General features: G+C 73.5%; 21 protein-coding genes and 2 tRNA genes. 8 read left to right on the plus strand and 15 right to left on the minus strand.

Going from position 1 to position 22,738, the window contains the following annotated elements; all coding sequences use genetic code 11:
- The first annotated feature begins 1 nt into the window (after position 1).
- The 3 genes from ACIGZJ_RS09010 to ACIGZJ_RS09020 all read left to right on the plus strand — a co-directional run bounded on the left by ACIGZJ_RS09010 (position 2) and on the right by ACIGZJ_RS09020 (position 4,373).
- On the plus strand, positions 2-1,582 hold the full coding sequence (locus ACIGZJ_RS09010; RefSeq protein WP_396456604.1) for a hypothetical protein: 1,581 nt from the start codon (positions 2-4) through the stop codon (positions 1,580-1,582).
- A gap of 229 nt (positions 1,583-1,811) precedes the next feature.
- The gene (locus ACIGZJ_RS09015) at positions 1,812-3,350 is read left to right on the plus strand and encodes a N,N-dimethylformamidase beta subunit family domain-containing protein (RefSeq protein ID WP_396456605.1); all 1,539 of its coding nucleotides are present in this window, start codon (positions 1,812-1,814) and stop codon (positions 3,348-3,350) included.
- A gap of 123 nt (positions 3,351-3,473) precedes the next feature.
- The gene (locus ACIGZJ_RS09020) at positions 3,474-4,373 is read left to right on the plus strand and encodes a phosphoribosylaminoimidazolesuccinocarboxamide synthase (RefSeq protein ID WP_396456606.1); all 900 of its coding nucleotides are present in this window, start codon (positions 3,474-3,476) and stop codon (positions 4,371-4,373) included.
- Between the two features lie 25 nt (positions 4,374-4,398).
- Here ACIGZJ_RS09020 and ACIGZJ_RS09025 read toward each other — a convergent pair whose 3' ends face one another.
- From ACIGZJ_RS09025 to ACIGZJ_RS09055, 7 genes are all read right to left on the minus strand, one after another.
- The gene (locus ACIGZJ_RS09025; protein ID WP_396456607.1) at positions 4,399-5,025 is read right to left on the minus strand and encodes a response regulator; all 627 of its coding nucleotides are present in this window, start codon (positions 5,023-5,025) and stop codon (positions 4,399-4,401) included.
- A gap of 75 nt (positions 5,026-5,100) precedes the next feature.
- A complete protein-coding gene (locus ACIGZJ_RS09030; RefSeq protein ID WP_396456608.1) occupies positions 5,101-6,345 on the minus strand; it encodes a sensor histidine kinase in 1,245 nt (414 codons plus the stop codon).
- A gap of 76 nt (positions 6,346-6,421) precedes the next feature.
- Entirely contained in the window at positions 6,422-7,258 is an 837-nt protein-coding gene (locus ACIGZJ_RS09035) for an ABC transporter permease (RefSeq protein ID WP_396456609.1), read from the minus strand.
- The gene (locus tag ACIGZJ_RS09040; RefSeq protein ID WP_396456610.1) at positions 7,255-8,259 is read right to left on the minus strand and encodes an ABC transporter ATP-binding protein; all 1,005 of its coding nucleotides are present in this window, start codon (positions 8,257-8,259) and stop codon (positions 7,255-7,257) included. Before ACIGZJ_RS09040 ends, ACIGZJ_RS09035 begins: the two co-directional genes overlap by 4 nt.
- Before the next feature lie 160 nt (positions 8,260-8,419).
- Positions 8,420-8,495: transfer RNA gene (locus ACIGZJ_RS09045), tRNA-Gly, on the minus strand.
- A gap of 54 nt (positions 8,496-8,549) precedes the next feature.
- Positions 8,550-8,622, minus strand: a tRNA-Gly gene (locus ACIGZJ_RS09050).
- A 130-nt stretch (positions 8,623-8,752) separates the two neighbouring features.
- Positions 8,753-9,070: an Lsr2 family protein gene (locus tag ACIGZJ_RS09055; RefSeq protein ID WP_392930407.1), complete on the minus strand. Its 318-nt coding sequence runs from the start codon at positions 9,068-9,070 to the stop codon at positions 8,753-8,755.
- Positions 9,071-9,523: 453 nt separating this feature from the next.
- On the opposite strand from ACIGZJ_RS09055, the gene purS reads away from it, so the two are divergent.
- The 4 genes from purS (at position 9,524) to ACIGZJ_RS09075 (ending at position 13,666) form a co-directional block, all read left to right on the plus strand.
- On the plus strand, positions 9,524-9,778 hold the full coding sequence (gene purS / locus ACIGZJ_RS09060) for a phosphoribosylformylglycinamidine synthase subunit PurS (protein WP_033250393.1): 255 nt from the start codon (positions 9,524-9,526) through the stop codon (positions 9,776-9,778).
- Positions 9,775-10,476, plus strand: coding sequence for a phosphoribosylformylglycinamidine synthase subunit PurQ (gene purQ, locus ACIGZJ_RS09065; protein WP_387947706.1), 702 nt, complete (start codon positions 9,775-9,777; stop codon positions 10,474-10,476). Before purS ends, purQ begins: the two co-directional genes overlap by 4 nt.
- Positions 10,476-12,731: a phosphoribosylformylglycinamidine synthase subunit PurL gene (gene purL / locus ACIGZJ_RS09070; RefSeq protein WP_396456611.1), complete on the plus strand. Its 2,256-nt coding sequence runs from the start codon at positions 10,476-10,478 to the stop codon at positions 12,729-12,731. Before purQ ends, purL begins: the two co-directional genes overlap by 1 nt.
- A gap of 110 nt (positions 12,732-12,841) precedes the next feature.
- Positions 12,842-13,666 (plus strand): sterol carrier family protein, encoded by an 825-nt coding sequence (locus ACIGZJ_RS09075; protein ID WP_396456612.1) that lies wholly within the window; start codon positions 12,842-12,844, stop codon positions 13,664-13,666.
- Positions 13,667-13,670: 4 nt separating this feature from the next.
- Here the strand turns inward: ACIGZJ_RS09075 and ACIGZJ_RS09080 are convergent, their stop codons facing one another.
- From ACIGZJ_RS09080 to fbaA, 4 genes are all read right to left on the minus strand, one after another.
- On the minus strand, positions 13,671-14,390 hold the full coding sequence (locus tag ACIGZJ_RS09080) for a hypothetical protein (protein ID WP_396456613.1): 720 nt from the start codon (positions 14,388-14,390) through the stop codon (positions 13,671-13,673).
- A gap of 92 nt (positions 14,391-14,482) precedes the next feature.
- Positions 14,483-15,430 carry a DUF3152 domain-containing protein gene (locus ACIGZJ_RS09085; RefSeq protein WP_396456614.1) on the minus strand — a complete coding sequence of 316 codons (948 nt, stop codon included), beginning with the start codon at positions 15,428-15,430 and terminating at the stop codon, positions 14,483-14,485.
- A gap of 187 nt (positions 15,431-15,617) precedes the next feature.
- On the minus strand, positions 15,618-16,031 hold the full coding sequence (locus ACIGZJ_RS09090) for a DUF3151 domain-containing protein (RefSeq protein WP_387947715.1): 414 nt from the start codon (positions 16,029-16,031) through the stop codon (positions 15,618-15,620).
- A 56-nt stretch (positions 16,032-16,087) separates the two neighbouring features.
- Positions 16,088-17,110: a class II fructose-bisphosphate aldolase gene (gene fbaA, locus ACIGZJ_RS09095; RefSeq protein WP_392930423.1), complete on the minus strand. Its 1,023-nt coding sequence runs from the start codon at positions 17,108-17,110 to the stop codon at positions 16,088-16,090.
- Between the two features lie 327 nt (positions 17,111-17,437).
- Between fbaA and ACIGZJ_RS09100 the strand changes: the two genes are divergently transcribed.
- On the plus strand, positions 17,438-18,160 hold the full coding sequence (locus ACIGZJ_RS09100) for a DedA family protein (protein ID WP_387947719.1): 723 nt from the start codon (positions 17,438-17,440) through the stop codon (positions 18,158-18,160).
- A 51-nt stretch (positions 18,161-18,211) separates the two neighbouring features.
- Here the strand turns inward: ACIGZJ_RS09100 and pyrE are convergent, their stop codons facing one another.
- From pyrE to ACIGZJ_RS09120, 4 genes are all read right to left on the minus strand, one after another.
- The gene (gene pyrE / locus ACIGZJ_RS09105; RefSeq protein WP_396456615.1) at positions 18,212-18,817 is read right to left on the minus strand and encodes an orotate phosphoribosyltransferase; all 606 of its coding nucleotides are present in this window, start codon (positions 18,815-18,817) and stop codon (positions 18,212-18,214) included.
- A 34-nt stretch (positions 18,818-18,851) separates the two neighbouring features.
- Positions 18,852-20,003 (minus strand): SRPBCC family protein, encoded by a 1,152-nt coding sequence (locus tag ACIGZJ_RS09110; protein ID WP_396456616.1) that lies wholly within the window; start codon positions 20,001-20,003, stop codon positions 18,852-18,854.
- Positions 20,004-20,116: 113 nt separating this feature from the next.
- A complete protein-coding gene (locus tag ACIGZJ_RS09115) occupies positions 20,117-21,751 on the minus strand; it encodes a polyamine aminopropyltransferase (RefSeq protein ID WP_396456617.1) in 1,635 nt (544 codons plus the stop codon).
- A gap of 130 nt (positions 21,752-21,881) precedes the next feature.
- Positions 21,882-22,430, minus strand: a complete 549-nt coding sequence (locus ACIGZJ_RS09120) for a DUF2617 family protein (RefSeq protein ID WP_396456618.1) — start codon at positions 22,428-22,430, stop codon at positions 21,882-21,884.
- Between the last annotated feature and the right edge of the window lie 308 nt (positions 22,431-22,738).

Raw genomic sequence — 22,738 nt, forward strand, 5'->3', positions numbered from 1 at the left:
TATGGCCGTTGTCGACGCCGCGCGCGCTCATGCCCACGCCGTCCTGCGGGTCCGAGGTCTGGCCCTCGCCGCCGCCGTACTGCCCGCCGCCACCGCGGTGGTCCTGCTGGCGGGCCGGTTCACCGGTCGGCTCGGCGCACCGGGCTCCCCGGACGCCGCCGGCTGGGACGCCGTCCGCTGGGTGGTCTGCGCGGTCGCCGCCGCCACCCTGCTGGTGGCCGCACTGGTCGCCCGGGCCTACCGCCGGGCCGTCCCGCCACAGACCCCGGCCGTGCCGCTCGACCGGGCCCAGGCCCCCGAGCTGTACCGGCTGATAGACGAGCTGGCCGACCGCCTCGAAGTCCCCGCGCCCTCCCGCATCGCGCTCACCCCCGACTGCGACAGCTGGCTGGAGGACGTCCCTCCGGTCCGCGCGGCCGGCCGGCCCTTCGCCCACCGGGCCGAGAGCGCGCCCGCCGCACCGATGCTGGTGATCGGCTCGCCCTTCCTCTGGTGGATGCGGGCCGGGGAGCTGCGCGCCCTGCTCGCCCCGGTGGTGGCCGGTACGGCGGCCTCGGTCGATCCGGACATCGCCGCCGCCCGCCGGTTCCTGCGCAGTCTGGACGCCAGCCTGGACTCCGGGCCCGCCCCCGTCCCGGGCCTGGGCGGCGCCCCCGCCCCCGCGGCGCACCGGCCGCCCCGGCGGGGACCGGCCGCGCTGGTCGACCGGATCACCCGCCGGCTGCTCGGCGCCTGCCGCGCGCACTCCGCCGAGCTGGAGCGGGCGGTCGCCGGCTGGGCCTCCGAGCAGGCCCGCACGGTCGACTACGGGCTGCGGATCGCCGCCCAGGAGCAGGTCGGCCTGGCCTACGCGGGCTGGGACCGGCTGCTCACCCGGGTCGCGCTGCCCGCCTGGCGGCTCGGCCGCCACCCCACGCACCTGAACGCCGGCGTGGTCGCCGCACTCACCGAGCTGTCCCGGCGCGACCGGCTGGCCGACGGCTACGGCACCCGGCTCGGCGACCGCCCGGCCTGCGACCTGCTGGAGGAGCCCGGCGCGGTGGACCAGGCGGTCTCGCTGCTCGCCGCCGACCTGTTCTTCGGGCGCCCGGCCTCCGGCTCCTGGCGGGAGCTGGAGTGGTCCGACTACCCGGCCGAGGTGGTCGACGCGGGCTGGCGGGCCCGGGCCGCCGCACTGCAGGCCGCCCTGGACCGGCTCGCCCCGCAGGCCCGCCCGGGAGCCCCGACGCTCACCCGGCTGCTGGTCCGGCTCGCCGACGGGGACGGCGAGCCGCTGGCCGCCGCGCTCACCGCCCAGCTGGCCCGCACCACCGCCCCCGCCCCGCTGCTCGAACCCGTCCGCACCGGCCGGGACCTGCTGGTCGACCACGTCACCGCGATGGTCTGCTGCGCCGCCGTCGACACCGCCGGCGCCACCCCCGGCCTGGACTGGCTGGACGGCCCGGTCCTGGTGCTCGGCGGGGTGCGGCGCACCGATCTCGCCGGGCCGGTCGCCCAGGCCGTCGAGCAGGGCCAGGACGGGCCGCTGCGCGCCTGGCTGGACGCGGCCGACGTCCGGCTGGAGAAGCCGGTCCGGCTCTGAGCCGACCGCCCCGGCGGGGCGCTCGGCCGGTGGGCTCGCGCCCCCGCGGCGGCCGACCCCGCCGGGTATTCGCAGGCCGGGGGCCCTCTGGCCGTCGGGCCGGAAGATTGACCGCCACTAGTTGCTACCGTGGGGTGACGCAGCGCCAGCACTGTGTGGTGTATTAGACCGCACGCACATCCGGGGGGCACATGCCAGCCGGTGGAGGGTGCACCTGTGGGAGGGGCGCGTGGGGACGGAACTCAACCGCCGCTGGGAGTCCGGAACGCACGCGTACAGCGTGTCCGACCCCTTCGGCCAGGGCCCGCTGCCCTGGCTGCGCAGCCCCGACCAGTACCTGGAGGGTGCCGAGGGCGCCCTCCCCTGGTACGTCTCGGTGGACGCCCCCGGCCAGCAGCCGCTCGCGGGCGGTGCCAGACCCAAGCCGCCGGTCGGCACCCCGCAGGGCGCCAACGACGTGGTGCAGCAGATCAAGGGCTTCGCCTCGGCCGGTGTCGTCCGCCCGGGCGGCTCGGTGGACTTCCGGGTCACCGTCAACCCGCCGCGCGAGTTCACCGTGGGGGTCTACCGGATCGGCCACTACGGCGGCGACGGCGCCCGCCACATGACGTCCAGCCCGCTGATCGCCGGGCTGGCCCAGCCCGCCCCGCTGGTCGTCGGCCGCACCGTCTCCTGCCACCACTGGTGGCAGTCCTGGCGGCTGCAGATCCCCGCCCACTGGCAGCCCGGCGCCTACGTCGCCGTCCTGACCACCGCCGACATGCTGCACCGCAGCCACATCCCGTTCACCGTCCGGGACTTCGAGGAGCAGTCGCACGCCGCCGAGCTGCTGCTGGTCCTCCCGGACGTGACCTGGCAGGCCTACAACCTCTTCCCCGAGGACGGCCGCAGCGGCGCCAGCCTCTACCACGCCTGGGACGACGAGGGCCGACTGGTCGGGGAGTCGGAGGCGGCCGTCACCGTCTCCTTCGACCGCCCGCACGCCACCGCGGGCCTGCCGCTGCACGTCGGCCACGCCTACGACTTCATCCGCTGGGCCGAGCGCTACGGCTACGACCTCTCCTACGCCACCGCCACCGACCTGCACGCCGGGCTGGTCGACCCGTCCCGGCACCGCGCGCTGGTCTTCCCCGGCCACGACGAGTACTGGTCCGAGCCGATGCGCCGGGCCGCCGAGCGGGCCCGGGACGGCGGCACCTCGCTGGTCTTCCTCTCCGCCAACACCATGTACTGGCGGGTCGAGCTGTCCGCCGCCGCCTCCGGCGAGCCCAACCGGCTGCTGAACTGCCGCAAGCGGCAGAAGGTCCCGCCCGGCAGCCCGGCCGCCGGGGCGGGCGCCGCCAGCGCGCTCTGGCGGGACGCCGGCGAGCCGGAGCAGCACCTGCTGGGCCTCCAGTACTCCGGCCGGGTCGCCGCACCCGTCCCGCTGGTCGCCCGGCACACCGCGCACTGGCTCTGGGACGGCACCGGCGTCCAGGAGGGCGAGGAGCTGTCCGGGCTGGTCGCGGGCGAGGCGGACCGCTACTACCCCAAGGTGGCGCTGCCCGAGCACACCGAGCGGGTGCTGCTCGCGCACTCCCCGTACCGGGACCTGGCCGGCCGCACCCGCTACCAGGAGACCTCGCTGTACCGGGCGCCGAGCGGCGCCTACGTGTTCGCCGCCGGGACCTTCGCCTGGTCGCCCGCGCTGGACCGGCCGGGCCACACCGACGAGCGGATCCAGCGTGCCACCGCCAACCTGCTCGACCACCTCTGCAAGAACGGCTGAGAAGAGAACGGCGGAGAACCCAGGACCGGCCCGCGAGGGCCTCCATGACAGACTCGGGTGCAGTGACCTCCCCATTCGCGCGTCCCACATGCACGCGAACGACCCCTGAGGACTGAGACGACCTTGAGCGGATTTGTCACCAAGCCCGAGCCGGTCCAGGTGCCCGGCCTGGTCCACCTGCACACCGGCAAGGTGCGCGACCTCTACCGCACCGAGTCCGGCGAGCTGGTGATGGTTGCCAGCGACCGCACCTCGGCCCACGACTGGGTGCTGCCCAACGAGATCCCCGACAAGGGCCGCATCCTCACCCAGCTCTCGCTGTGGTGGTTCGAGCGGATCGCCGACCTGGTGCCCAACCACGTCGTCTCCACCGAGGTCCCGGCCGGCGCCCCCGCCGACTGGAAGGGCCGCACGCTGGTCTGCCGCAGCCTGGAGATGATCCCGGTCGAGTGCGTCGCCCGCGGCTACCTGGCAGGCTCCGGCCTGAGCGAGTACCGCGCCGACCGCACGGTCTGCGGCATCGCCCTGCCGGACGGCCTGGACGACGGCTCCGAGCTGCCCGCCCCGATCTACACCCCGGCCCTCAAGGCCGCGGTCGGCGACCACGACGAGAACGTCCCCTACGAGGAGACCGCCCGCCGGATCGGCGCCGACCTGGCCGCCCAGCTGCGCCAGACCACCCTCGCGGTCTACTCCCGGGCCCGGGACATCGCCCGCGACCGCGGTCTGATCCTGGCCGACACCAAGTTCGAGTTCGGCCTGGTGGACGGCGAGCTGGTGATCGGCGACGAGGTGCTCACGCCCGACTCCTCGCGCTACTGGCCGGCCGACCAGTGGGAGCCCGGCCACGCGCAGCCGTCCTTCGACAAGCAGCTCATCCGCGACTGGCTGACCTCCCCGGCCTCCGGCTGGGACCGTCACAGCGAGCTGCCGCCGCCGGCCCTGCCGGCCGAGATCGTCGAGCTCACCCGCAGCAAGTACATCGAGGCGTACGAGCGGCTGACCGGCACCACCTGGCAGTGACCGGGGCGCCCGCGGGCGCGGCTGGTCAGATCCAGCCGTGCTCGCGGGCGATCCGCACCGCCGCATGGCGGTTCTCGGCGCCCAGCTTGGCGGCCGCCGAGGAGAGGTAGTTGCGGACGGTGCCCTGGGAGAGCGCCGCGCGCTCGGCGATCCCGGCGATCGAGGTGCCGTCGGCGGCCAGCTCCAGCACGTCCGTCTCGCGCGGGGTCAGCGGGGTGCCGCCCGCGCTGATCGCGTCCGCCGCGAGCTCGGGGTCGACGTACCGGGCGCCGGCCCGCACGGTCCGGATGATCCCGGCGAGGTCGGCCGCCGAGACGGTCTTCGGCAGGAAGCCGCGCACCCCGACCTCCAGCGCCCGCTTCAGATAGCCGGGGCGCCCGTGGCCGGTGACGATCATCGCGCGGCAGTCCGGCAGCAGTCGGCGCAGCTCGGTGGCCACCTCGATGCCGTCCAGTCCGGGCATCTGCAGGTCCAGTACCGCGATGTCCGGGCGGTGTGCCTTCGCCATGGCCAGCGCCTCCGGGCCGGAGGCGGCCTCGGCGACCACGACGATGTCCTCCTCCAGGGAGAGCAGCGCGGCGAGCGCGCCCCGGATCAGGTGCTCGTCGTCCGCGAGCAGGACCCGTACGGGGGCGGGGGCGGGGGCGGTCATCGGCGGGCCTTCTTCCGTAGCCGAGCGGGGCCGGAGCGGGGCGGGTCAGGACGGAGCAGAACGGGTCAGGGCAGGTCAGAGCGGTTCGGGGCGGAGCGGCACGCTGGCGAGCAGCCGGAAGCGGCCCGGCCCGGCGGCCGGGACGAGCAGCTCGCCGTCGTGGGCGGCGAGCCGCTCGCGCAGTCCGTGCAGCCCGGTGCCGCTTCCCTGGGAGGGGATCGGGACGTCCGGTACCCCGTCATTCTCCAGCTCCAGCACCGCCCGGCCGTCCTCCCGGTGCAGCCGGATCGCGCAGCGCCCGGCCTCGCTGTGCCGCAGCACGTTGGTGGTCGCCTCGCGGATCACCCAGCCGAACACCGACTGGACCGGTTGGGGCAGCTCGTCGGCGTCCCCGCCGAGGTCGATCTCGCAGGCCACGTCGGCGGCGCGGAGCACCGCGCGGGCGCCGATCGCCTCCGCCTGTAGGTCCGCGGTGCGGTAGCCGCGGACCACGTCCCGGACCTCGCGCTGGGACTCCTGCGCGATCCGCTGCACCTCGGTCATCTGGTCGGCGGCCTCGGGGCGGCCCCGGCGGGCCAGTTGGACGGCCAGCTCGCTCTTCAGCGCGATGGTGGTGAGGTTGCGGCCCATCACATCGTGCAGGTCGCGGGAGAACCGCAGTCGCTCCTCGGCCACGGCCAGCCGGGACTGCGCCTCGCGGGCGGCGTCCAGCTCCCAGACCACCGACTGCAGCCAGGCGAAGCTGCGGCAGCTGCCGGCGACCAGCGTCATCGCCACCACCTGGCCGACCAGCAGGCCGGTGGCCGTCCCGGAGTCGATGCCGGCCAGCAGCACCGCGGGGGCGACCAGCGCCATGGCGCCGAACCCGGCGGCGCAGGCCTGGCGTACCGACAGGCCCACCCCCGCCGGGCCGAAGGCGGAGGCCAGCAGCGAGGAGACGGCCACGATGGTGAACGGCGGGCCGGTCGGGTCCTGCGGTCCGCCGTGGGCCGGGCCGAGCAGCAGCACCGCCCAGGAGCCGACCACCACCACCGTGCCGCTGATCGCGAGCCAGCGCAGGTGGTCGGCGGGCCGCTTCAGGTAGTGGTCGAGAGAGGTGCGGAAGGCCCGGAGGGTCACCAGCGTGCTGGCCAGGGCGACGACCAGGCAGACCTGGGCGGCGCCGCGGACGTCCTGCTGCCCGGCGGAGCTCACGATGGCCAGCGCGATGAGCGGCAGCACGATCAGCGGCACCAGGTAGAGCGACCAGCGGAGGTAGAGCTCGGTGCGCTGGGGCTTGCCGTAGCCCTTCCAGGTGCGCACCGGTGCCAGGACGTCCATCTGATCCGCTCCCTGTTCGATCATGACCGTGCTGCGTTCTTCCTATCAGCTGCGGCGTACCCTGTCCGGCCCCGCGTCAGCGGCGGGGCTCCCAGCGGAAGTAGCGCACGGCGCCCCAGGCGGCGAGGGCGAGCCAGACGCCGCCGGTGACCAGGTACGGGGCGGCGGGCGCCCAGGTGCCGAGGAAGCCGGTGGGGGCGTCGGAGCCGTCGGTGCCGAACCAGCCGAGGCGGATCAGCTGGAAGGCCGGGGTGGTGGGCAGCAGTCGGCAGATGTCGGCCATCCGGTCCGGCATGACCTCGAGCGGGTAGAACAGGCCGGAGCCGAACTGGGAGATCAGCAGGACCGGCATGGTGGTGATGCCGGCGCTCTCGACCGTCTTGGTGAACGCGCTGGAGAGCGCGGCGAGCGCCATCAGGGTGCCGATGACCAGGACCAGCCCGACGGCCAGCAGCAGCGGGTTGACCGGGACGGTGAGCTTGAGCGCGAAGGCGCCGCCGACGCCGATCACGGTGCACATCAGCAGGGCGAGACCGACCGAGGGCACCGCGGTGCCGGCCAGGATCTCGATGTCCCGGGCCTCGCCGGTGCGCAGCCGCTTGAGCACCAGCTCGCCGCGCCGGGCCACGTAGGCGGCGGTCAGGTTGTAGTAGACGACGAAGGCGAGGACCATCCCGATCGAGCCGCTGACCAGCAGCGAGTCGACGTCCAGGCCGGGGTTGTCCTTGGCCTGCTGGGAGAGCACGTTCTTCAGCCCGGCGATCAGCACCAGCGGCAGCAGCAGGGCGGTGAACAGCGCGGTGCGGTTGCGCACCAGCAGGGTGGCCTCGGCGCGGCCGAGGGCGAGCAGCCGGCCGGTCGCGGTGGTGCGGCCGGTCGTGGCGTTGCGGGCGGCGGGGACGGCGGTGGTCATCGGGCGGATCCGATCAGGCGGCGGCGGGCGGCGGGGGCGGCGGGGGTCTCGGCCGGGGGCTCGTGGGCGGCCTCGGCGGCGATCGCGAGGAAGGCCTCCTCCAGCGAGGCGCTGCGGGCGTCGAGCGCGCCGAGCGTGATCCCGTGGCGGTCGGCCCAGACCAGCAGCTCGGTGAGGGTGGCCTGAAGGCGCGGGGTCTGCACGGTGATCCGCCGGCCGACCGCGAGGACCTCGGCGGAGGTCAGCGGCGGCAGCGAGGCCCCGCTGAACTCGGGCAGCTCGAAGGTGATCCGGGAGGGGCGGCCGGCGATCACCTCGGCCACGGTGCCGGCGGTGACGACCTGGCCGCGGTGCATGATGGCCAGCCGGTCGGCCAGTTCCTCGGCCTCCTCCAGGTAGTGCGTGGTGAGCAGCACGGTGGTGCCCTCGGCGCGCAGCTCGCGCACCAGGTTCCAGACGGCGGCGCGGGCCTCGGGGTCGAGGCCGGTGCTGGGCTCGTCCAGGAAGAGCACCTCGGGCCGGCCGAGCAGGGCCATCGCGAGGTCGAGCCGGCGGCGCTCGCCGCCGGAGAGCTGCTTGACCCGGACGTCGCGGCGGTCGACCAGGCCGACCAGCTCCAGCGCCTCGTCCACCGGGCGGGCCCCGCTGGTCAGGCCGGACCAGCTGCGGCCGGTCTCGGCGACGGTGAGGTCCCCGGGGAAGCCGCCCTCCTGGAGCATGATGCCGATCCGGGGGCGGACGACGGCGCGCTCGCGGTACGGGTCGTGGCCGAGCACCCGGACCCGTCCGGCGGTCGGGGCGGCGAGGCCCTCGATCAGTTCCATGGCGGAGGTCTTGCCGGCGCCGTTGGTGCCGAGCAGCGCGAACAGCTCACCGCGCCGCACGTCCAGGTCGATGCCGCGGACGGCGCGGTATGCGGAGGCGCCGGACCCGTAGTGGCGGTGCAGGCCGGTGACCTCGATCACGCTGTCGCCCGGGGTGCGGTGCTGGCTCGTTTCCATGGCTCAAGCCTTCCGCCGCCCGGGCGCCGGGGGCAGTGCGAGCCGTCACCGGTGCGGGGTGCGGATCCACGGGTGGGCGATGACAAATGTCATGGGTGCATGCCCCGGGAATGGCCGGGGAAATGCCGAAGGGCCCCCTCGATGAGGGGGCCCTTCGTACTGGAGCGGACGACGAGATTCGAACTCGCGACCCTCACCTTGGCAAGGTGATGCTCTACCAACTGAGCCACGTCCGCAGGATGGAGATATTGAGTTGTAGCGTGCTCGCGCACTGTTGCTCGCGCACTACGAGCGGACGACGAGATTCGAACTCGCGACCCTCACCTTGGCAAGGTGATGCTCTACCAACTGAGCCACGTCCGCACGGTACCTGGTGGGGCACCGGCCGCCTCTCGGGATCTCTCCGTTGCGGCGACGAGGATTACTCTACCCCATCGATCGGGGTGGTCGCCCCACCCTTTCGGGCAGGCGGGGCGACCGGGCTCCGCCGAGGTCAGTTCGCGTCGGCGAAGGCCTCGTACACGTGCTTCGGGATACGGCCCCGGGCGGGCAGCTCCATGCCGCGCGACTGGGCCCAGGCGCGCACGGCGGCCGGGTCCGGGGTCAGTGCGGTGCGGCGGAAGGACTTACCGGTACGGCTCTGACGGCGGCCGGCCGCGACGAAGGGCGCGAGGGCCTCCCGCAGCTTTTCCGCGTTGTCCAGGGACAGGTCGATCTCGTACGACTTCCCGTCGACGCCGAAGTGGACGGTTTCCGCGGCCGCGCCGCCGTCCAGGTCGTCGGAGAGCGTGACGACTACACGCTGAGCCATGGGTGTCAATCCTCTCGGGCAATTCGGCCGAAGGGCGCGGGGTGCGCTCCCGGGGCCTGATGTGCACCACGTGCGCAAGCACATACGGGCAGCCCGATGGCGTGCCGGATACGCAGCACTTGCCGCAGCAGGTGGCCCTATTCTGCACCCGAAGCGGGTCGAAATCGAAGAGTCCGGCTTTCTTTTCCGGATATTCACGTGTCTTCGTCGGAGTGCCGGATACCGGCGCACTCGACTGGCCGATCTGTCCCGGAGTGCCGTATTCGGGCGTTCTTCGTCCCTTCCCGCCGCGGCGCCGAAACCCCTGAAATGGGGTGGCCCGGAGGGCCGGAACCCTTGGGGCGTAAGGGGCGCGGGTCTACGCGCGTCGCTCTCCCCGGCCAGCAAAGTCGGCCGAAACCCCCGGTAGTCTGGAGTTCCCCCGCCTTCACGAAGACACCACCGGGAGTGCCAGTGGCACGCGTCGTAGTCGACGTCATGCTCAAGCCGGAGATCCTCGACCCCCAGGGACAGGCGGTGCAGCGTGCACTGCCCCGTCTCGGATTCGCCGGGATCGCCGACGTCCGCCAGGGCAAGCGCTTCGAGCTGGAACTGGAGGGCCCGGTCGACGACGCCGCGCTCGCCCGGATCCGCGAAGCCGCCGAGACCTTCCTCGCCAACACCGTGATCGAGGACTTCACAGTCCGCGTCGAGGAGGAGGGCAAGTGACCACCCGAGTCGGCGTCGTCACTTTCCCCGGTTCCCTCGACGACCGCGACGCCCAGCGCGCGGTCCGCCTGGCCGGCGCCGAGCCGGTCGCCCTCTGGCACCGTGACAAGGATCTCCACCAGGTCGACGCCGTCGTCCTGCCGGGCGGATTCAGTTACGGCGACTATCTGCGCTGCGGCGCCATCTCCCGCTTCTCCCCGGTGATGGACACCATCATCGAGCAGGCGAAGCTGGGAATGCCGGTTCTCGGTATCTGCAACGGGTTCCAGGTGCTGTGCGAATCGCACCTGCTGCCCGGCGCGCTCACCCGCAACGACTCGCTGCACTTCATCTGCCGCGACCAGAAGCTGCGGATCGAGAACGCCGGCACCGCCTGGACCCGGGATTACTCGGCCGGCCAGGAAATCGTCGTCCCGCTGAAGAACGGCGAGGGCCGCTTCGTCGCCGAGGCGCACGTCCTGGACGAGCTGGAGGCGGAGGGCCGGGTGGTCGCCCGTTACCTGACCGGTGGCAACGCCGCCGACGGGTACGGTAACCCGAACGGTTCGTACCGTGACATCGCCGGCATCACCAACGCCGCCGGCAATGTCGTCGGCCTGATGCCGCACCCGGAGCACGCCGTGGAGCCGCTCACCGGTCCGACCGTCGAGGGCCTGGGCTTCTTCACTTCCGTCCTGAAGCAGCTGGTGAACGCCTGATGAGCCTCGACACCGTCAAGAACGCCGAGCAGACCCCGGACGCCTCCCAGCCTTGGGCCGAGCTCGGTCTCAAGCAGGACGAGTACGCCCGGATCCGCGAGATTCTCGACCGCCGCCCCACCGGCGCCGAACTCGCGATGTACTCGGTCATGTGGTCGGAGCACTGTTCGTACAAGAGCTCCAAGGTCCACCTGAAGCAGTTCAGCGAGAAGAAGCCGCAGAGCGACGCCATGCTCGTCGGCATCGGCGAGAACGCCGGTGTGGTCGACGTCGGCCAGGGCTACGCGGTCACCTTCAAGGTGGAGTCGCACAACCACCCCTCGTACATCGAGCCCTACCAGGGCGCGGCCACCGGCATCGGCGGCATCGTGCGCGACATCCTGGCGATGGGCGCCCGCCCGGTCGCCGTGATGGACCCGCTGCGCTTCGGTGCGGCCGACCACCCCGACACCCGGCGCGTGCTGCCCGGGATCGTCGCGGGCATCGGCGGCTACGGCAACTGCCTGGGCCTGCCGAACATCGGCGGCGAGGTCGTCTTCGACTCCTGCTACCAGGGCAACCCGCTGGTCAACGCCCTGTGCGTGGGCGTGATGAAGCACGAGGACATCCACCTCGCGCAGGCCTCCGGCGCCGGCAACAAGGTCATCCTCTACGGTGCCCGCACCGGCGGCGACGGCATCGGCGGTGTCTCGGTGCTCGCCTCCGAGACCTTCGACGCCACCGGCCCGGCCAAGCGCCCGGCGGTCCAGGTCGGCGACCCGTTCCAGGAGAAGCTCCTCATCGAGTGCACCCTGGAGATCTTCGCCGAGAAGCTCGTCAAGGGCATCCAGGACCTCGGCGGCGCCGGCCTCTCCTGCGCCACCTCCGAGCTGGCCTCGGCCGGCTCCGGCGGTATGCGGATCGAGCTGGACACCGTGCCGCTGCGCGACAACACGCTCTCGCCCGAGGAGATCCTCATGAGCGAGTCGCAGGAGCGCATGTGCGCCATCGTCGAGCCCGACAAGGTCGACCGCTTCCTGGAGATCTGCGAGAAGTGGGACGTCATCGCCACCGTCATCGGTGAGGTGACCGACGGCGAGCGTCTGGAGATCTTCTGGCACGGCGAGCTGGTGGTCGACGTGCCGCCGCGCACCGTCGCCCACGAGGGCCCGACCTACCAGCGCCCGTACGCCCGCCCGAGCTGGCAGGACGCGCTGCAGGCCGACGCCCCGACCGCCGAGCGCCTCGCCCGCCCGACCACCGGTGAGGGCCTGAAGGCCGACCTGCTCAAGGTCGCCGGCTCGCCCAACCAGGCCTCCAAGTCCTGGATCACCGACCAGTACGACCGCTACGTGCTCGGCAACACCGTGCTCTCGGTGCCCGAGGACTCCGGCATGATCCGGATCGACGAGGAGACCAACCTCGGCGTCTCGGTCGCCACCGACGGCAACGGCCGCTACACCAAGCTGGATCCGTACACCGGTGCCCAGCTGGCCCTCGCCGAGGCGTACCGCAACGTCGCGGCCGGCGGTGCCAAGCCGCTCGCGATCTCCGACTGCCTCAACTTCGGCTCCCCCGAGGACCCGGACGTGATGTGGCAGTTCGCCGAGGCCACCCGCGGCCTGGCCGACGCCTGCCTGGAGCTGGGCACCCCGGTCACCGGCGGCAACGTCTCGCTCTACAACCAGACCGGCGAGACCGCCATCCACCCGACCCCCGTGGTCGCGGTGCTCGGCGTCATCGACGATGTCACCCGCCGCACCCCGATCGCGTTCGCCGAGGAGGGGCAGCTGCTCTACCTGCTCGGTGACACCGCGGACGAGCTCGGCGGTTCGGCCTGGTCGCAGGTGGTCCACGACCACCTGGGCGGTCTGCCGCCCAAGGTCGACCTGGAGCGCGAGCGGCTGCTCGGCGACATCCTGATCGCCGCCTCGCGCGACGGCATGATCGACGCCGCGCACGACCTCTCCGACGGCGGCCTCGGCCAGGCCCTGGTGGAGAGCTGCCTCAAGGGCGGCCACGGCGCACGGATCATCCTGCCCGAGGGCCAGGACCCGTTCGTGTTCCTGTTCTCCGAGTCGGCGGGCCGCGCGGTTGTCGCGGTGCCGCGCAGCGAGGAGCTCCGGTTCAACGACATGTGCACCGCGCGCGGCCTGCCGGCCACCCGCATCGGTGTGGTCGACGGCGATGTCCTGGACGTCCAGGGCCAGTTCACCGTCTCGCTGGCCGAGCTGAAGGACGCCCACACCGGCGTCATCGAGGCCCTGCTCGCCTGACACCCCCATGGTCGCGGGCCCGCCCCGAGCGGCCCGGAGGCGAGCGAGCGAATGACAGAGGGGCGGGCGGTTCTGCGGAACCGCCCGCCCCTCGGCGTATGTTGGGGCGCATGCCTGCCAAGTCCCGTACGTACCAGCACCCGAAGGTCAGTGCCGCGCTGGCGGCGCAGACCGCCGCACTGCGCGACACCGTCCGGGAGCTCTGCGCCCGCCCGGACGCCGCGGACCTGCTCGCCCGGCCGACCCGGCTGGGGGAGTGGACGGTACGCGAGCTGATCGCGCACCTCGCCGTCCAGATCGACTGGGTGCCGGCCCACCTCGGGGAAGCGCTGGAGGGGCGGGCGCCGCTGGACCTGCTGCAGTGGGTCGCCCGGGTCGGCACGGTCGCACCGCTGCTCGACGCGCAGGCCAGGGAGCAGGCGGCGGGTGCCTTCGGCGGGGATCCGGCCTCGGTGGCGGACGCCTTCGAGCGCGCCGCGGGCGCGCTGATCACCGTCCTGGCCGAGCCGGAGACGGCCGCCCCGGGCCGGCGGTTCGAGATCAGGCTCGGCTCGATGTCGCTCACCGACATGCTGGTGACCCGGCTGGTCGAGACGGTCGTGCACGCCGACGACCTGGCCGCGGCGGTGGGGGTGGCCTTCCCGCACGAGCGGCAGGCGCTGGCCGCCGTCACCCGGCTGCTGGCCGACGCCCTCGCCGACCAGGTGCCCGGCGGTGCGGTCGAGCTGCGGATCCCGCCGTACGCCGTGGTGCAGGCGGTCGAGGGACCGCGGCACACCCGCGGCACCCCGCCGAACGTGGTCGAGACCGACCCGCTCACCTGGATCAGGCTCGCCACCGGCCGTACCGGCTGGGCGTCCGCGGTGGACGCCGGCGCGGTGTCGGCCGGCGGCGAGCGCAGTGACCTCCGGGCCTACCTGCCCGTGCTGGGCTGAGGGGTCACGGGCGCAGCTGGGCGGCGAGCTGCTCGGTGGCCTTCCGCAGCGGCTCGCCGACCAGGGAGGGCTCCACCGCCGCGTCGGAGTCCTGGGTGAGCGTCAGCACCAGGTCGCCCTTGCCCTTGGCCGCCACCCGGGCGACCCCCACCGAGGCGTCGCCCGGGGTGAGCCTGGTCTCCCCGGCCTTGGGCCTGTCGTTGGCGAACTGCGTCAGCTGGTCCACTCCGACGTTCCCGAAGCGCTGGATGTGCGGCAGCATCATGTTGACCCCGACGTCGTTCTGGGGGATCGCCAGCAGATCGATCCGGACGGGCGTCGAACCCACCGTGTAGGTGCAGGTCACCCAGGCCGAGGGGGGAGTGGCCGGCATCGAGGGCATTCCCGCCGGGTGGCTGGCGCCGGCGGGCCAGTCCTGGGCCGGGACGCCGTCGCCGAGGTCGGTGTCCACCGGCTTCTCGTCCTTGGCCCCGGCGGTCACCGGGCGGTCGATCCCGGCGCCCTTCAGCGCCGCCGCGAGGTCGAGGCCGAAGGGGCACGGCCCGGACTTCGACAGTCCCTGGGCCGTCGACCGCACCTGGTCGTAGGAGAGCTTGCCCCCGCCGCCCGAGCCGCTGCCCGAGTCGCCGGAGGAGGAGCAGGCGGCCGCGCCGAGGACGATCCCGACGGCGCCCAGCAGGGCGGGGACGCGGCGCATCTTGGCTGTCGTGCGGTCAGCTGTCATTCGGTCAGCCTACGTCGGGGTTGTCGCGGGGCGCCGTTGAACAGGTCTCAGATCGGTCCCGGTAGAGCCCGGCAGGGCCCGGCAGGGCCGGTTCAGGGCACCGCCGGGCCGCCCAGGTAGGTGCCCTCCGCGCTGTACGGCCAGGCGTTGGGCTCGCAGCCCTTGAGGCCGTAGATCTGCTGCATCATGGCGGGCGCGGGCTTGCCCTTGCCCGGGCAGGTCTCGTGCCCGTGGCCGATCCGGTGGCCCACCTCGTGGTTGACGATCAGTGCCCGGTACTCGTCGATCGGCCCGCTGAACTGCGGCGATCCGGTGTTCCAGCGCTTGACGTTGACCAGCACCTGGTTGCCGACGTTGCAGTTCACCTCGCCGTGGGTGTCCAGGCCGGCGGCGCCGCAGATCTTGTCCACGGTGGCCGGGGAGGCGATCTTCACGGTGAAGTCGTACGCGCCGCCCGCCACCAGCTGGAAGCCGTTCTTGCGGTCGTTGGTCCAGCCGCGCTTGTCGGCCAGGATGCCCTGGACCTGGGCGGCGGCGGCCGGCGGGTCGATTCCGATGCCGTCCTCGACCTCCACCCGGTAGCGGCGGATGGTGCCCTTGCCGACCGGGGCGGCGGCGCCGGGGGCGATGGTGAAGGTGCCGGCGCCCTTGGCCGGGCCCGGGTCCGGGGCGCTGGGCTCCACGACGGGCGGCGGCGCGGGCGGCTCCGGGGTGGGGGTGGCCGTGGGGGTCGCCGTGGGGGTGGCGGGCGCGGCGGCCGGGGCGGAGCCCTCGCCGGCCGGGGCGACCCGGCCCTGGGCGGTCGGTCCGGTGCCGGGCAGCACGGAGGGCCGGTTGAGGATGAAGAGGGTGCCGCCGAGTATCGCCAGCGCCGCGACCATCGCGGCGATCATCCCCGGTCCGAGCCTGCGGCGCTGTCGGCGGCGGCGCCGGCCGCCGCCCGGCTGTCCGGTGCCCGCCCGGTTGCCGCGAGCCCGGCCGCCGCGCGGGCCGGCGCTGCGTGCGCGGGTGCCGCGCCGGGCGGATCTTGCTGGGGGCACGTCGAAGGCTTCCTGTCGGGCTGGCGGGGCCGCGGAGCATTCGAACAGACAGGTGCGCCCCCTCGCCCGCCCACCCTGGCATGGAGACCCTGTGAATGTCCACGCACCCGGTACGCAGGGCGTTTACGACGCACGGCGCCCCCGCCGCCCGGGTGGGCGGCGGGGGCGGTCGATCGAACCGGCCTGGTCAGCCCAGGGTGGCGGCGGCGGTCGGCGAGCTGTCCCGGAGGAACTGCGCGCAGCGCTCCGCCTCCTCCTTCTCCTCGATCGCGGCGGCGGCCCGGCCGAGCGCGTGCAGCGCCCGCAGGAAGCCGCGGTTCGGCTCGTGCTCCCACGGCACCGGGCCGTGGCCCTTCCAGCCGGCCCGCCGCAGCGAGTCCAGCCCGCGGTGGTACCCGGTCCGGGCGTACGCGTAGGACTCGACGGTGCGGCCGGCGGCGAAGGCGTCGTCGGCGAGCTGGGCCCAGGCCAGCGAGGAGGTCGGGAACTTCGCCGCGACCTCGGCCGGGGAGGCGCCGCCGGCCAGCAGCTCCAGCGGAGCGGGCTCGGCGGGCAGGTGCGTCGGGGGCGGACCCCCGAGGAGGTTCTGGTGGATGGTCATGCCCCCCAGTGAACCACTGGGGGGCACGACCGCAGACCCTGCCGTCCGGCGGAGCCCTACTTCAGGCGGTTGCCGGCCGAGCGCAGCTGCTGCGCGGCCTCCAGCACGCGGGCGGCCATGCCGGCCTCGGCGAGCTTGCCCCAGGTGCGCGGGTCGTAGGTGTTCTTCTTGCCGACCTCGCCGTCGACCTTCAGCACGCCGTCGTAGTTGCGGAACATGTGGTCCACGACCGGGCGGGTGAAGGCGTACTGGGTGTCGGTGTCGAGGTTCATCTTCACGACGCCGTTCTCCAGCGCGGTGGCGATCTCCTCGGTGGTGGAGCCCGAGCCGCCGTGGAAGACGAAGTCGAACGGGTCGGTCTTGCCGTACTGCTTGCCGATCGCGTCCTGCAGCTCGCGCAGCAGGCCCGGCTTCAGCACGACGTTGCCCGGCTTGTAGACGCCGTGCACGTTGCCGAAGGAGGCGGCCAGCAGGTAGCGGCCCTTCTCGCCCAGGCCCAGGGCCTCGGCGGTGCGGACGGCGTCGTTGACGGTGGTGTACAGCTCGTCGTTGATCTCGTGGGTGACGCCGTCCTCCTCGCCACCGGTCGGGGTGATCTCGACCTCGAGGATGATCTTGGCGGCGACGGCCTGGGCCAGCAGCTCCTCGGCGATGGCCAGGTTGTCGTTCAGGGTCTCGGCGGAGCCGTCCCACATGTGCGACTGGAACAGCGGGTTCAGACCCTTGGCCACGCGCTCGGCGGAGACCGCCAGCAGCGGGCGGACGTAGCCGTCCAGCTTGTCCTTCGGGCAGTGGTCGGTGTGCAGCGCGATGGTGACGTCGTACTTGGCGGCGACGATGTGCGCGAACTCGGCCAGCGCCACGGCGCCGGTCACCATGTCCTTGTTGTGCTGGCCGCCCAGGAACTCCGCACCACCGGTGGAGATCTGGATGATGCCGTCGCTCTCGGCCTCGGCGAAGCCGCGCAGCGCGGCGTGCAGGGTCTGCGACGAGGTGACGTTGATGGCCGGGTAGGCGAACTTGCCCGCCTTGGCCCGGTCGAGCATCTCGTTGTAGACCTCGGGAGTTGCGATGGGCATGCGAATCCGCTCCTGTCGGGTTGCGGCGTACGGACGGTGCTGTCCGACGCTGTGTACGCCTTCGTGGCGACTCCGGGGTACCGGGGCCTACGCGCGGCTCTGCGGTGCGGCTCTCCTGTACCAAGGTTCGAGGCGGCCGCTGCGGTACGACAATGAGGGTGTTTGCGACCGCGGTCCGGGACGCCGGAGTCATCTTCCCATCCCAGGCCCGGGGACCACCATGTGGCCCGCCTGTCGGGACGGGGGCCCGCGTGCGACGAAGGGATGACGGCCCTCTCGACCCCCGGGCCGAAGCCCGCGTCAATACAAGCCAGCTATCCTGCGCCCGTGGACTACAACCAGCTGGCCGTCAATCTGCTCGACGCCAAATCACTGATCTCGTCCCTCGGTGCCATCGGGCTGATCGCGATCATCTTCGCGGAGACCGGCCTCCTGGTCGGATTCTTCTTCCCGGGTGACTCCCTGCTGATCATCGCCGGGGTCGCCGCCTCGAACGCCGCCTCGTCGGTGCTCGGCGACGGTACGAAGCTGCCGATCGGGGTGCTGCTGATCGGGGCCCCGGTGGCCGCCATCGCCGGCGCCCAGCTCGGACACCTGATCGGGGTGAAGGCCGGGCCGAAGATGTTCGACAAGCCCGAGTCGAAGATCTTCCGCCGTGAGTACGTGCTGAAGGCCGAGGAGTACTTCAACAAGTTCGGGCCCGGCAAGGCGGTGGTGCTGGCCCGCTTCATGCCGATCGTCCGGACCTTCCTGAACCCGGTCGCCGGCACCCTGGAGATGCCGGCCCGGACGTTCTTCCTGTGGAACGTGATCGGCGGTGTGCTGTGGACCGAGTCCATGCTGCTGATCGGTTACTTCTTCGGTGACGCGCTCGCCCCGGTGATCGACAAGTACCTGATCCCGGCCGTGCTGCTGATCGTGCTGCTGTCCGTCTCGCCGATCCTGATCGAGGTGCTGCGCGAGCGGAAGAAGAAGAAGGCGGGCGGCGCCGAGGCCGTGGCCGAGGACGGCGAGGCCGTCCAGGCCGGCGGCCGCCACCGCCGGGGCTGATCCCCCTCCGGGGCCTGTCCCTGGACGACGAACGGCCGGGGCCGGGCCCGGTTAAAGTGAAACCGGACCGGCCCCGGCCGGTGTGGCGATGCCCCCGGGGCCCCGGGGGCACAGGCCCCGGGCGGGCCAGGTGTACGCGGTCACGTACGGCAGGCCGGTCGCCTCGACCGCCGCGGCGCCGCCGCGCTCCACGATCACCGCGACGCCGACCACCTCGGCGCCCGCCTCGCGCAGGGCCTCGACGGCGGTCAGCACCGAACCACCGGTGGTGGAGGTGTCCTCGACCGCCAGCACCCGGCGGCCCTTGACGTCCGGGCCCTCGATCCGGCGCTGCAGGCCGTGCGCCTTGCCCGCCTTGCGGACCACGAAGGCGTCCAGCTCACGGCCGCGGGCGGCGGCGGCGTGCAGCATCGCGGCGGCCACCGGGTCGGCACCCAGGGTCAGCCCGCCGACGGCGTCGTACTCCAGGTCGGCGGTGGCGTCCAGCATCACCCGGCCGACCAGCGGAGCGGCCTGCGCGTCCAGGGTGATCCGGCGCAGGTCGACGTAGTAGTCGGCCTCCTTGCCGGAGGAAAGGGTGACCTTGCCGTGCACGACGGCCTTGTCCTTGATCTGTGCCAGCAGGGCGTCGCGGTCGTTGCTCAGGTCGGTGCTCATGAGCGTTCAGTCTAGAGCCTGCCGAGGACGGACCCTAGCGGCGGCGCAGCGCTCTGACCAGCACCACGGCGCCGCCCAGCAGGGCCACTCCGCCGCCGATCACCCACGGCACCGCGTTGCGGCTGCCGGGGCCCGGCACCACGATGCCGCCGGCCTCGCCGCCCCAGCGGGACGCGGCACGGGCCCGCGCGCTGCGGGCCGGCAGGGCCGGGGCGTAGCGGCCGCGCGGCGGGGCGTGGTCGACCTCCTCGGCGGAGCGCCCGACGATGCTGCGGCGGACCGGGCCGCTGAGCACCGGCTCCTGCTCGTACTCGAAGGGCAGCTCGGCGGGGAGGTCGGTGGACGGGTCGCCGTCCTCGGCGGGGCCCGAGGTGTCGCCGGAGCCCTCGCGGTCGTCCTGCTCGGGGTGCTCGGTGCGGTCGCCGGTGGGGAGGCCGAAGCGCTCGGCGTCGGCGTCGGAGAAGGCGATCAGGTCGGAGAGGTCGTCCTCCAGGTCGTCGCCGGGCTCGTCCTGGCGGTCCTCCAGGAAGTGCACGGTGGCGCCGGTCTCCTCCTCGACGGGCTCGACGACCTCCACGACCTCGATCGGCTCGACGTCGTCGACCGGCTCGACGTCGTCGACGTCGTCGGCGCTCTGCACGTCGTCGGCGGCTTCGGCGCCCGCGACGTCGTCGGAGCCCTCGGAGTCCTCGGAGCCCTCGGCGGTCTCCTCGTCGTCCTCCGGCTCCGCCTCGGCGGCGCCCTCCGGCGCGGCCAGGGCGGCGACGAAGCGGTCCAGCAGCCGGCGGCCGACGGCGGCGAGGGTCTCGTCGTCGAACTCGGCGAGCCGCCCGGTGGCGCTCAGGTCGCCGGTGAAGCGGACCAGGCCGGTGCCGTCCTCGGCGCCGTCCGCGACGCTCACCCGGACGGTGGCACTGGCCTCGCCGCCGCCGCGCGCCTCCTGGCCCTCGGCGAACACGGTGAGGACGCCTTCGCGGCCCTCGATCAGTGAGAGCACGCCCTTGTAGGTGATGGTGGAGGTGCCGACCCGCAGGCGCAGCCGTCCGCTGATCTCGTCGGCGGGGCCGCGGCCGGCCGCGGCCGGTTCGGTGCTCAGCCCCGGCACGCAACGTGCCAGCAGGGCGGGATCCTGCAGCGCCTGCCGGACCGCTTCGGCGGGCATCGGGACGACAACCTCATGCTCCATGCCAGGGAGCCTACCGACCCAACCCCCGGTGGTCTCCGCGATGGGGCCCACCGGGGGCTTCGGCGGCTCCGTCCGGGGTCGGTCCGCGGCGCCCGGACGGAGCCGCTCCCGGTTCAGTGCGGCCCCAGCAGGGTCAGGGCGGCCGGCGGCCGGGTGGGGCGCCGGGCGGTCAGCCGGGCGGAGGAGGCGCGCAGGGCGTCCGAGTCGAACGCGCGCGGGGGCGGGGCGTCCGGCGCGAGGCCGAGCGGGGGCTGGGCGGCGGCCGCGAGCAGGAAGCCCTGGCCGTCGTCCGGTCCGGGCACGCAGCTCGCCTTCGGGCTGCCCTGGACGGTGTACGGGACGGTGCGCAGGCCCGCCGCCCGCAGCCCGGACTCGATCTGCCAGAGCCCGTGCTCGTCGCTCCCCGCCCGGACCGCGAGCCGCCCGCCGGGCGAGAGCAGCCGGGTGGCGAGGCCGTAGAACTCCTGGGAGTGGAACTTCACCGTGCCGCCGTCCGCGGGGGCGGGCAGATCGGCGAGCACCACGTCGAAGGCCCGGTCCCCGGGCCGGACGCCGCGCAGCCACTCCAGCGGGTCCGCGTCGACCGTCCGCACCCGCGGGTCGTCCAGCGAGCGCCCGGAGAGCGCGGCCAGGCCCGGGTCGGTCCGGGCGAGCCGGGTGAGCGCCGGGTCGAGGTCGACCAGCAGCACCGAGCGGACCCCGCCGTGCCGCAGCACCTCGCGCGCGGCGAGTCCGTCGCCGCCGCCGAGCACCAGCACCCGGGCGTCCGGTCCGGCGGCCATCGCGGGGTGCACCAGGGCCTCGCTGCCCCGGTACTCGTCCGGGCCGCAGACCGCGAGCCGGCCGTCCCGGTAGAGCCGCAGCGGCCCCTCGGCCGGGCCGGTGAGGACGATCTCCTGGTACCGGCTGTGGGCGGCGAAGCGGACCTGCGCGCCGTACAGGGCGTGCCGGGCGGCCCGTTCGACCGCGCCGGACCAGGCGGCGGCCGCGGCGAGCGCGGCGAGGACGAGCGCGCAGCCGCCCCAGAGCAGCATCCGGACCTTCGGCGCCGGCTCCTCGCGGAACAGCCAGAGCACCACCGCGGCTCCCGCGACGGCGTTGACCGCGCCGGTGACCAGCGCACCGGTGCCCTGGCCGAAGGCGGGCAGGATCAGGAACGGGAAGGCGAGGCCGCCGATCAGCGCGCCCACGTAGTCGGCCGCGAAGAGGTCGGCCGCGGCCCGCCCGGCGTCCTCCCGTCTGATCCGCTGGATGAGCGTCATCAGCAGCGGGATCTCGGCGCCGATCAGGATGCCGATCAGACAGGTCAGCCCGACCATCGCGGCCTGGTAGCGGCCGATCCAGGCCCAGCAGGAGTAGAGCGCGAGAACGGACAGCCCGCCGGTCAGCGCGAGCGCGCACTCGACCAGGGCGAAGGCGGTGGCGGGGCGGCGGGTGAAGCGCTTGGCGAGCAGTGAGCCGAGGCCCATCGCGAACACCATGACGGAGAGCACGACCGAGGTTTGGGTGACCGAGTCCCCGAGCAGATAGCTGCCGAGCGCCACGAGTTCGAGCTCGTAGACGAGTCCGCAGGCCGCGCAGACGAACGCGGCCAGCAGGACGGCCAGCCGGGCGAGCCGGGGGCGGGAGCGCAGCCGGGCGCGACGGCGGGCGGGCAGGGGGGTCAGGCTCCGCCCGAGCCGGGGTGGGCTGCCGTCGTCGAGGTCGAGTCCCGACTGAGCGGGCGGACCGGCCGGATGGTTGATCACGAACAAACGCTAGGCGACGTTCGGTACGGATAGCTGCGTCCATTCGACGGACAGCGGGGTGTCGGAGGTTGACGGATCGTTCCTGCGTGCGATTCCCGGCTGCTCGGCGATTGGTGGCGGGCGGTGGCCCTCACTGCGGCACCACGAGCGAGCACTGCGGCACCACGAGCGAGGAGCGGGTGCAGACCAGCTGGCCCTCCTGCGGGTAGGCGTGCCAGGTGCGCCAGAGCAGCCGGTCCGGGCCGCCCTGGGTGACGAGCGCGGTGAAGGCGCTGGGATCCCCGGGGAAGACGCCGGCCAGGCCGCGGGGGTGGCCCTCGACCAGGGCCAGCAGCTCCTGGGCGCGGGCGGCGAACTCGTGCGGGGGCAGCGCCTCGATCCGGGCCGCGAACTCGTACTCCCAGCCGGCCACCTGTTTGGCCACCCGGGCGGGCAAAGGGGTGCGGCGGCCCGGCAGACAGGCGACCGTCTCCAGGCACTCGCCCGGGCCGGCGGCGATCACCACCTGGTGCGAGGCGCCCAGCAGTCGCAGCTGGAGGGTGCCGGGCGGGCCCGGGCGGCCGGCGGTGTCGAGTCTCAGATCGCGAACCGCGAGAGCGGGCAGCGGGTCGCCGCCCAGGCACCAGGCCAGGTCACCGGCGCGGGTGTCCGTGTAGGAGGTCTGCAGTGTGGTGAGCATGCTCGGCTCCGCGTTTCAGCTCCGTGCGCGCCCGCCGTGCAGCATCCGAGTAGGCCCAGGCGTTGGCGAGGCTGTTCGTGGCTGTGCGGTCCAGGGCGCGGCCGACCGTGGAAGGAAGGATTCCGGCTGGAGATTCAGCAGCAGAGAAGCATGAATACGCCGGGTCCGTCGGTGATTTACCCAACTTTGTCAAGCATTCACCGTTTCGAGCACACCCGCTTCCCTGGTCTGATCGACCCGGTGTGCGACTCTGCACCGCGCGCGCCCCTGGTACCGGGGTGTGCGCCGTTCGCTCTGGTCGCGCGCCG

This window comes from Kitasatospora sp. NPDC052868 (assembly GCF_044547105.1).
Taxonomy (GTDB): domain Bacteria; phylum Actinomycetota; class Actinomycetes; order Streptomycetales; family Streptomycetaceae; genus Kitasatospora.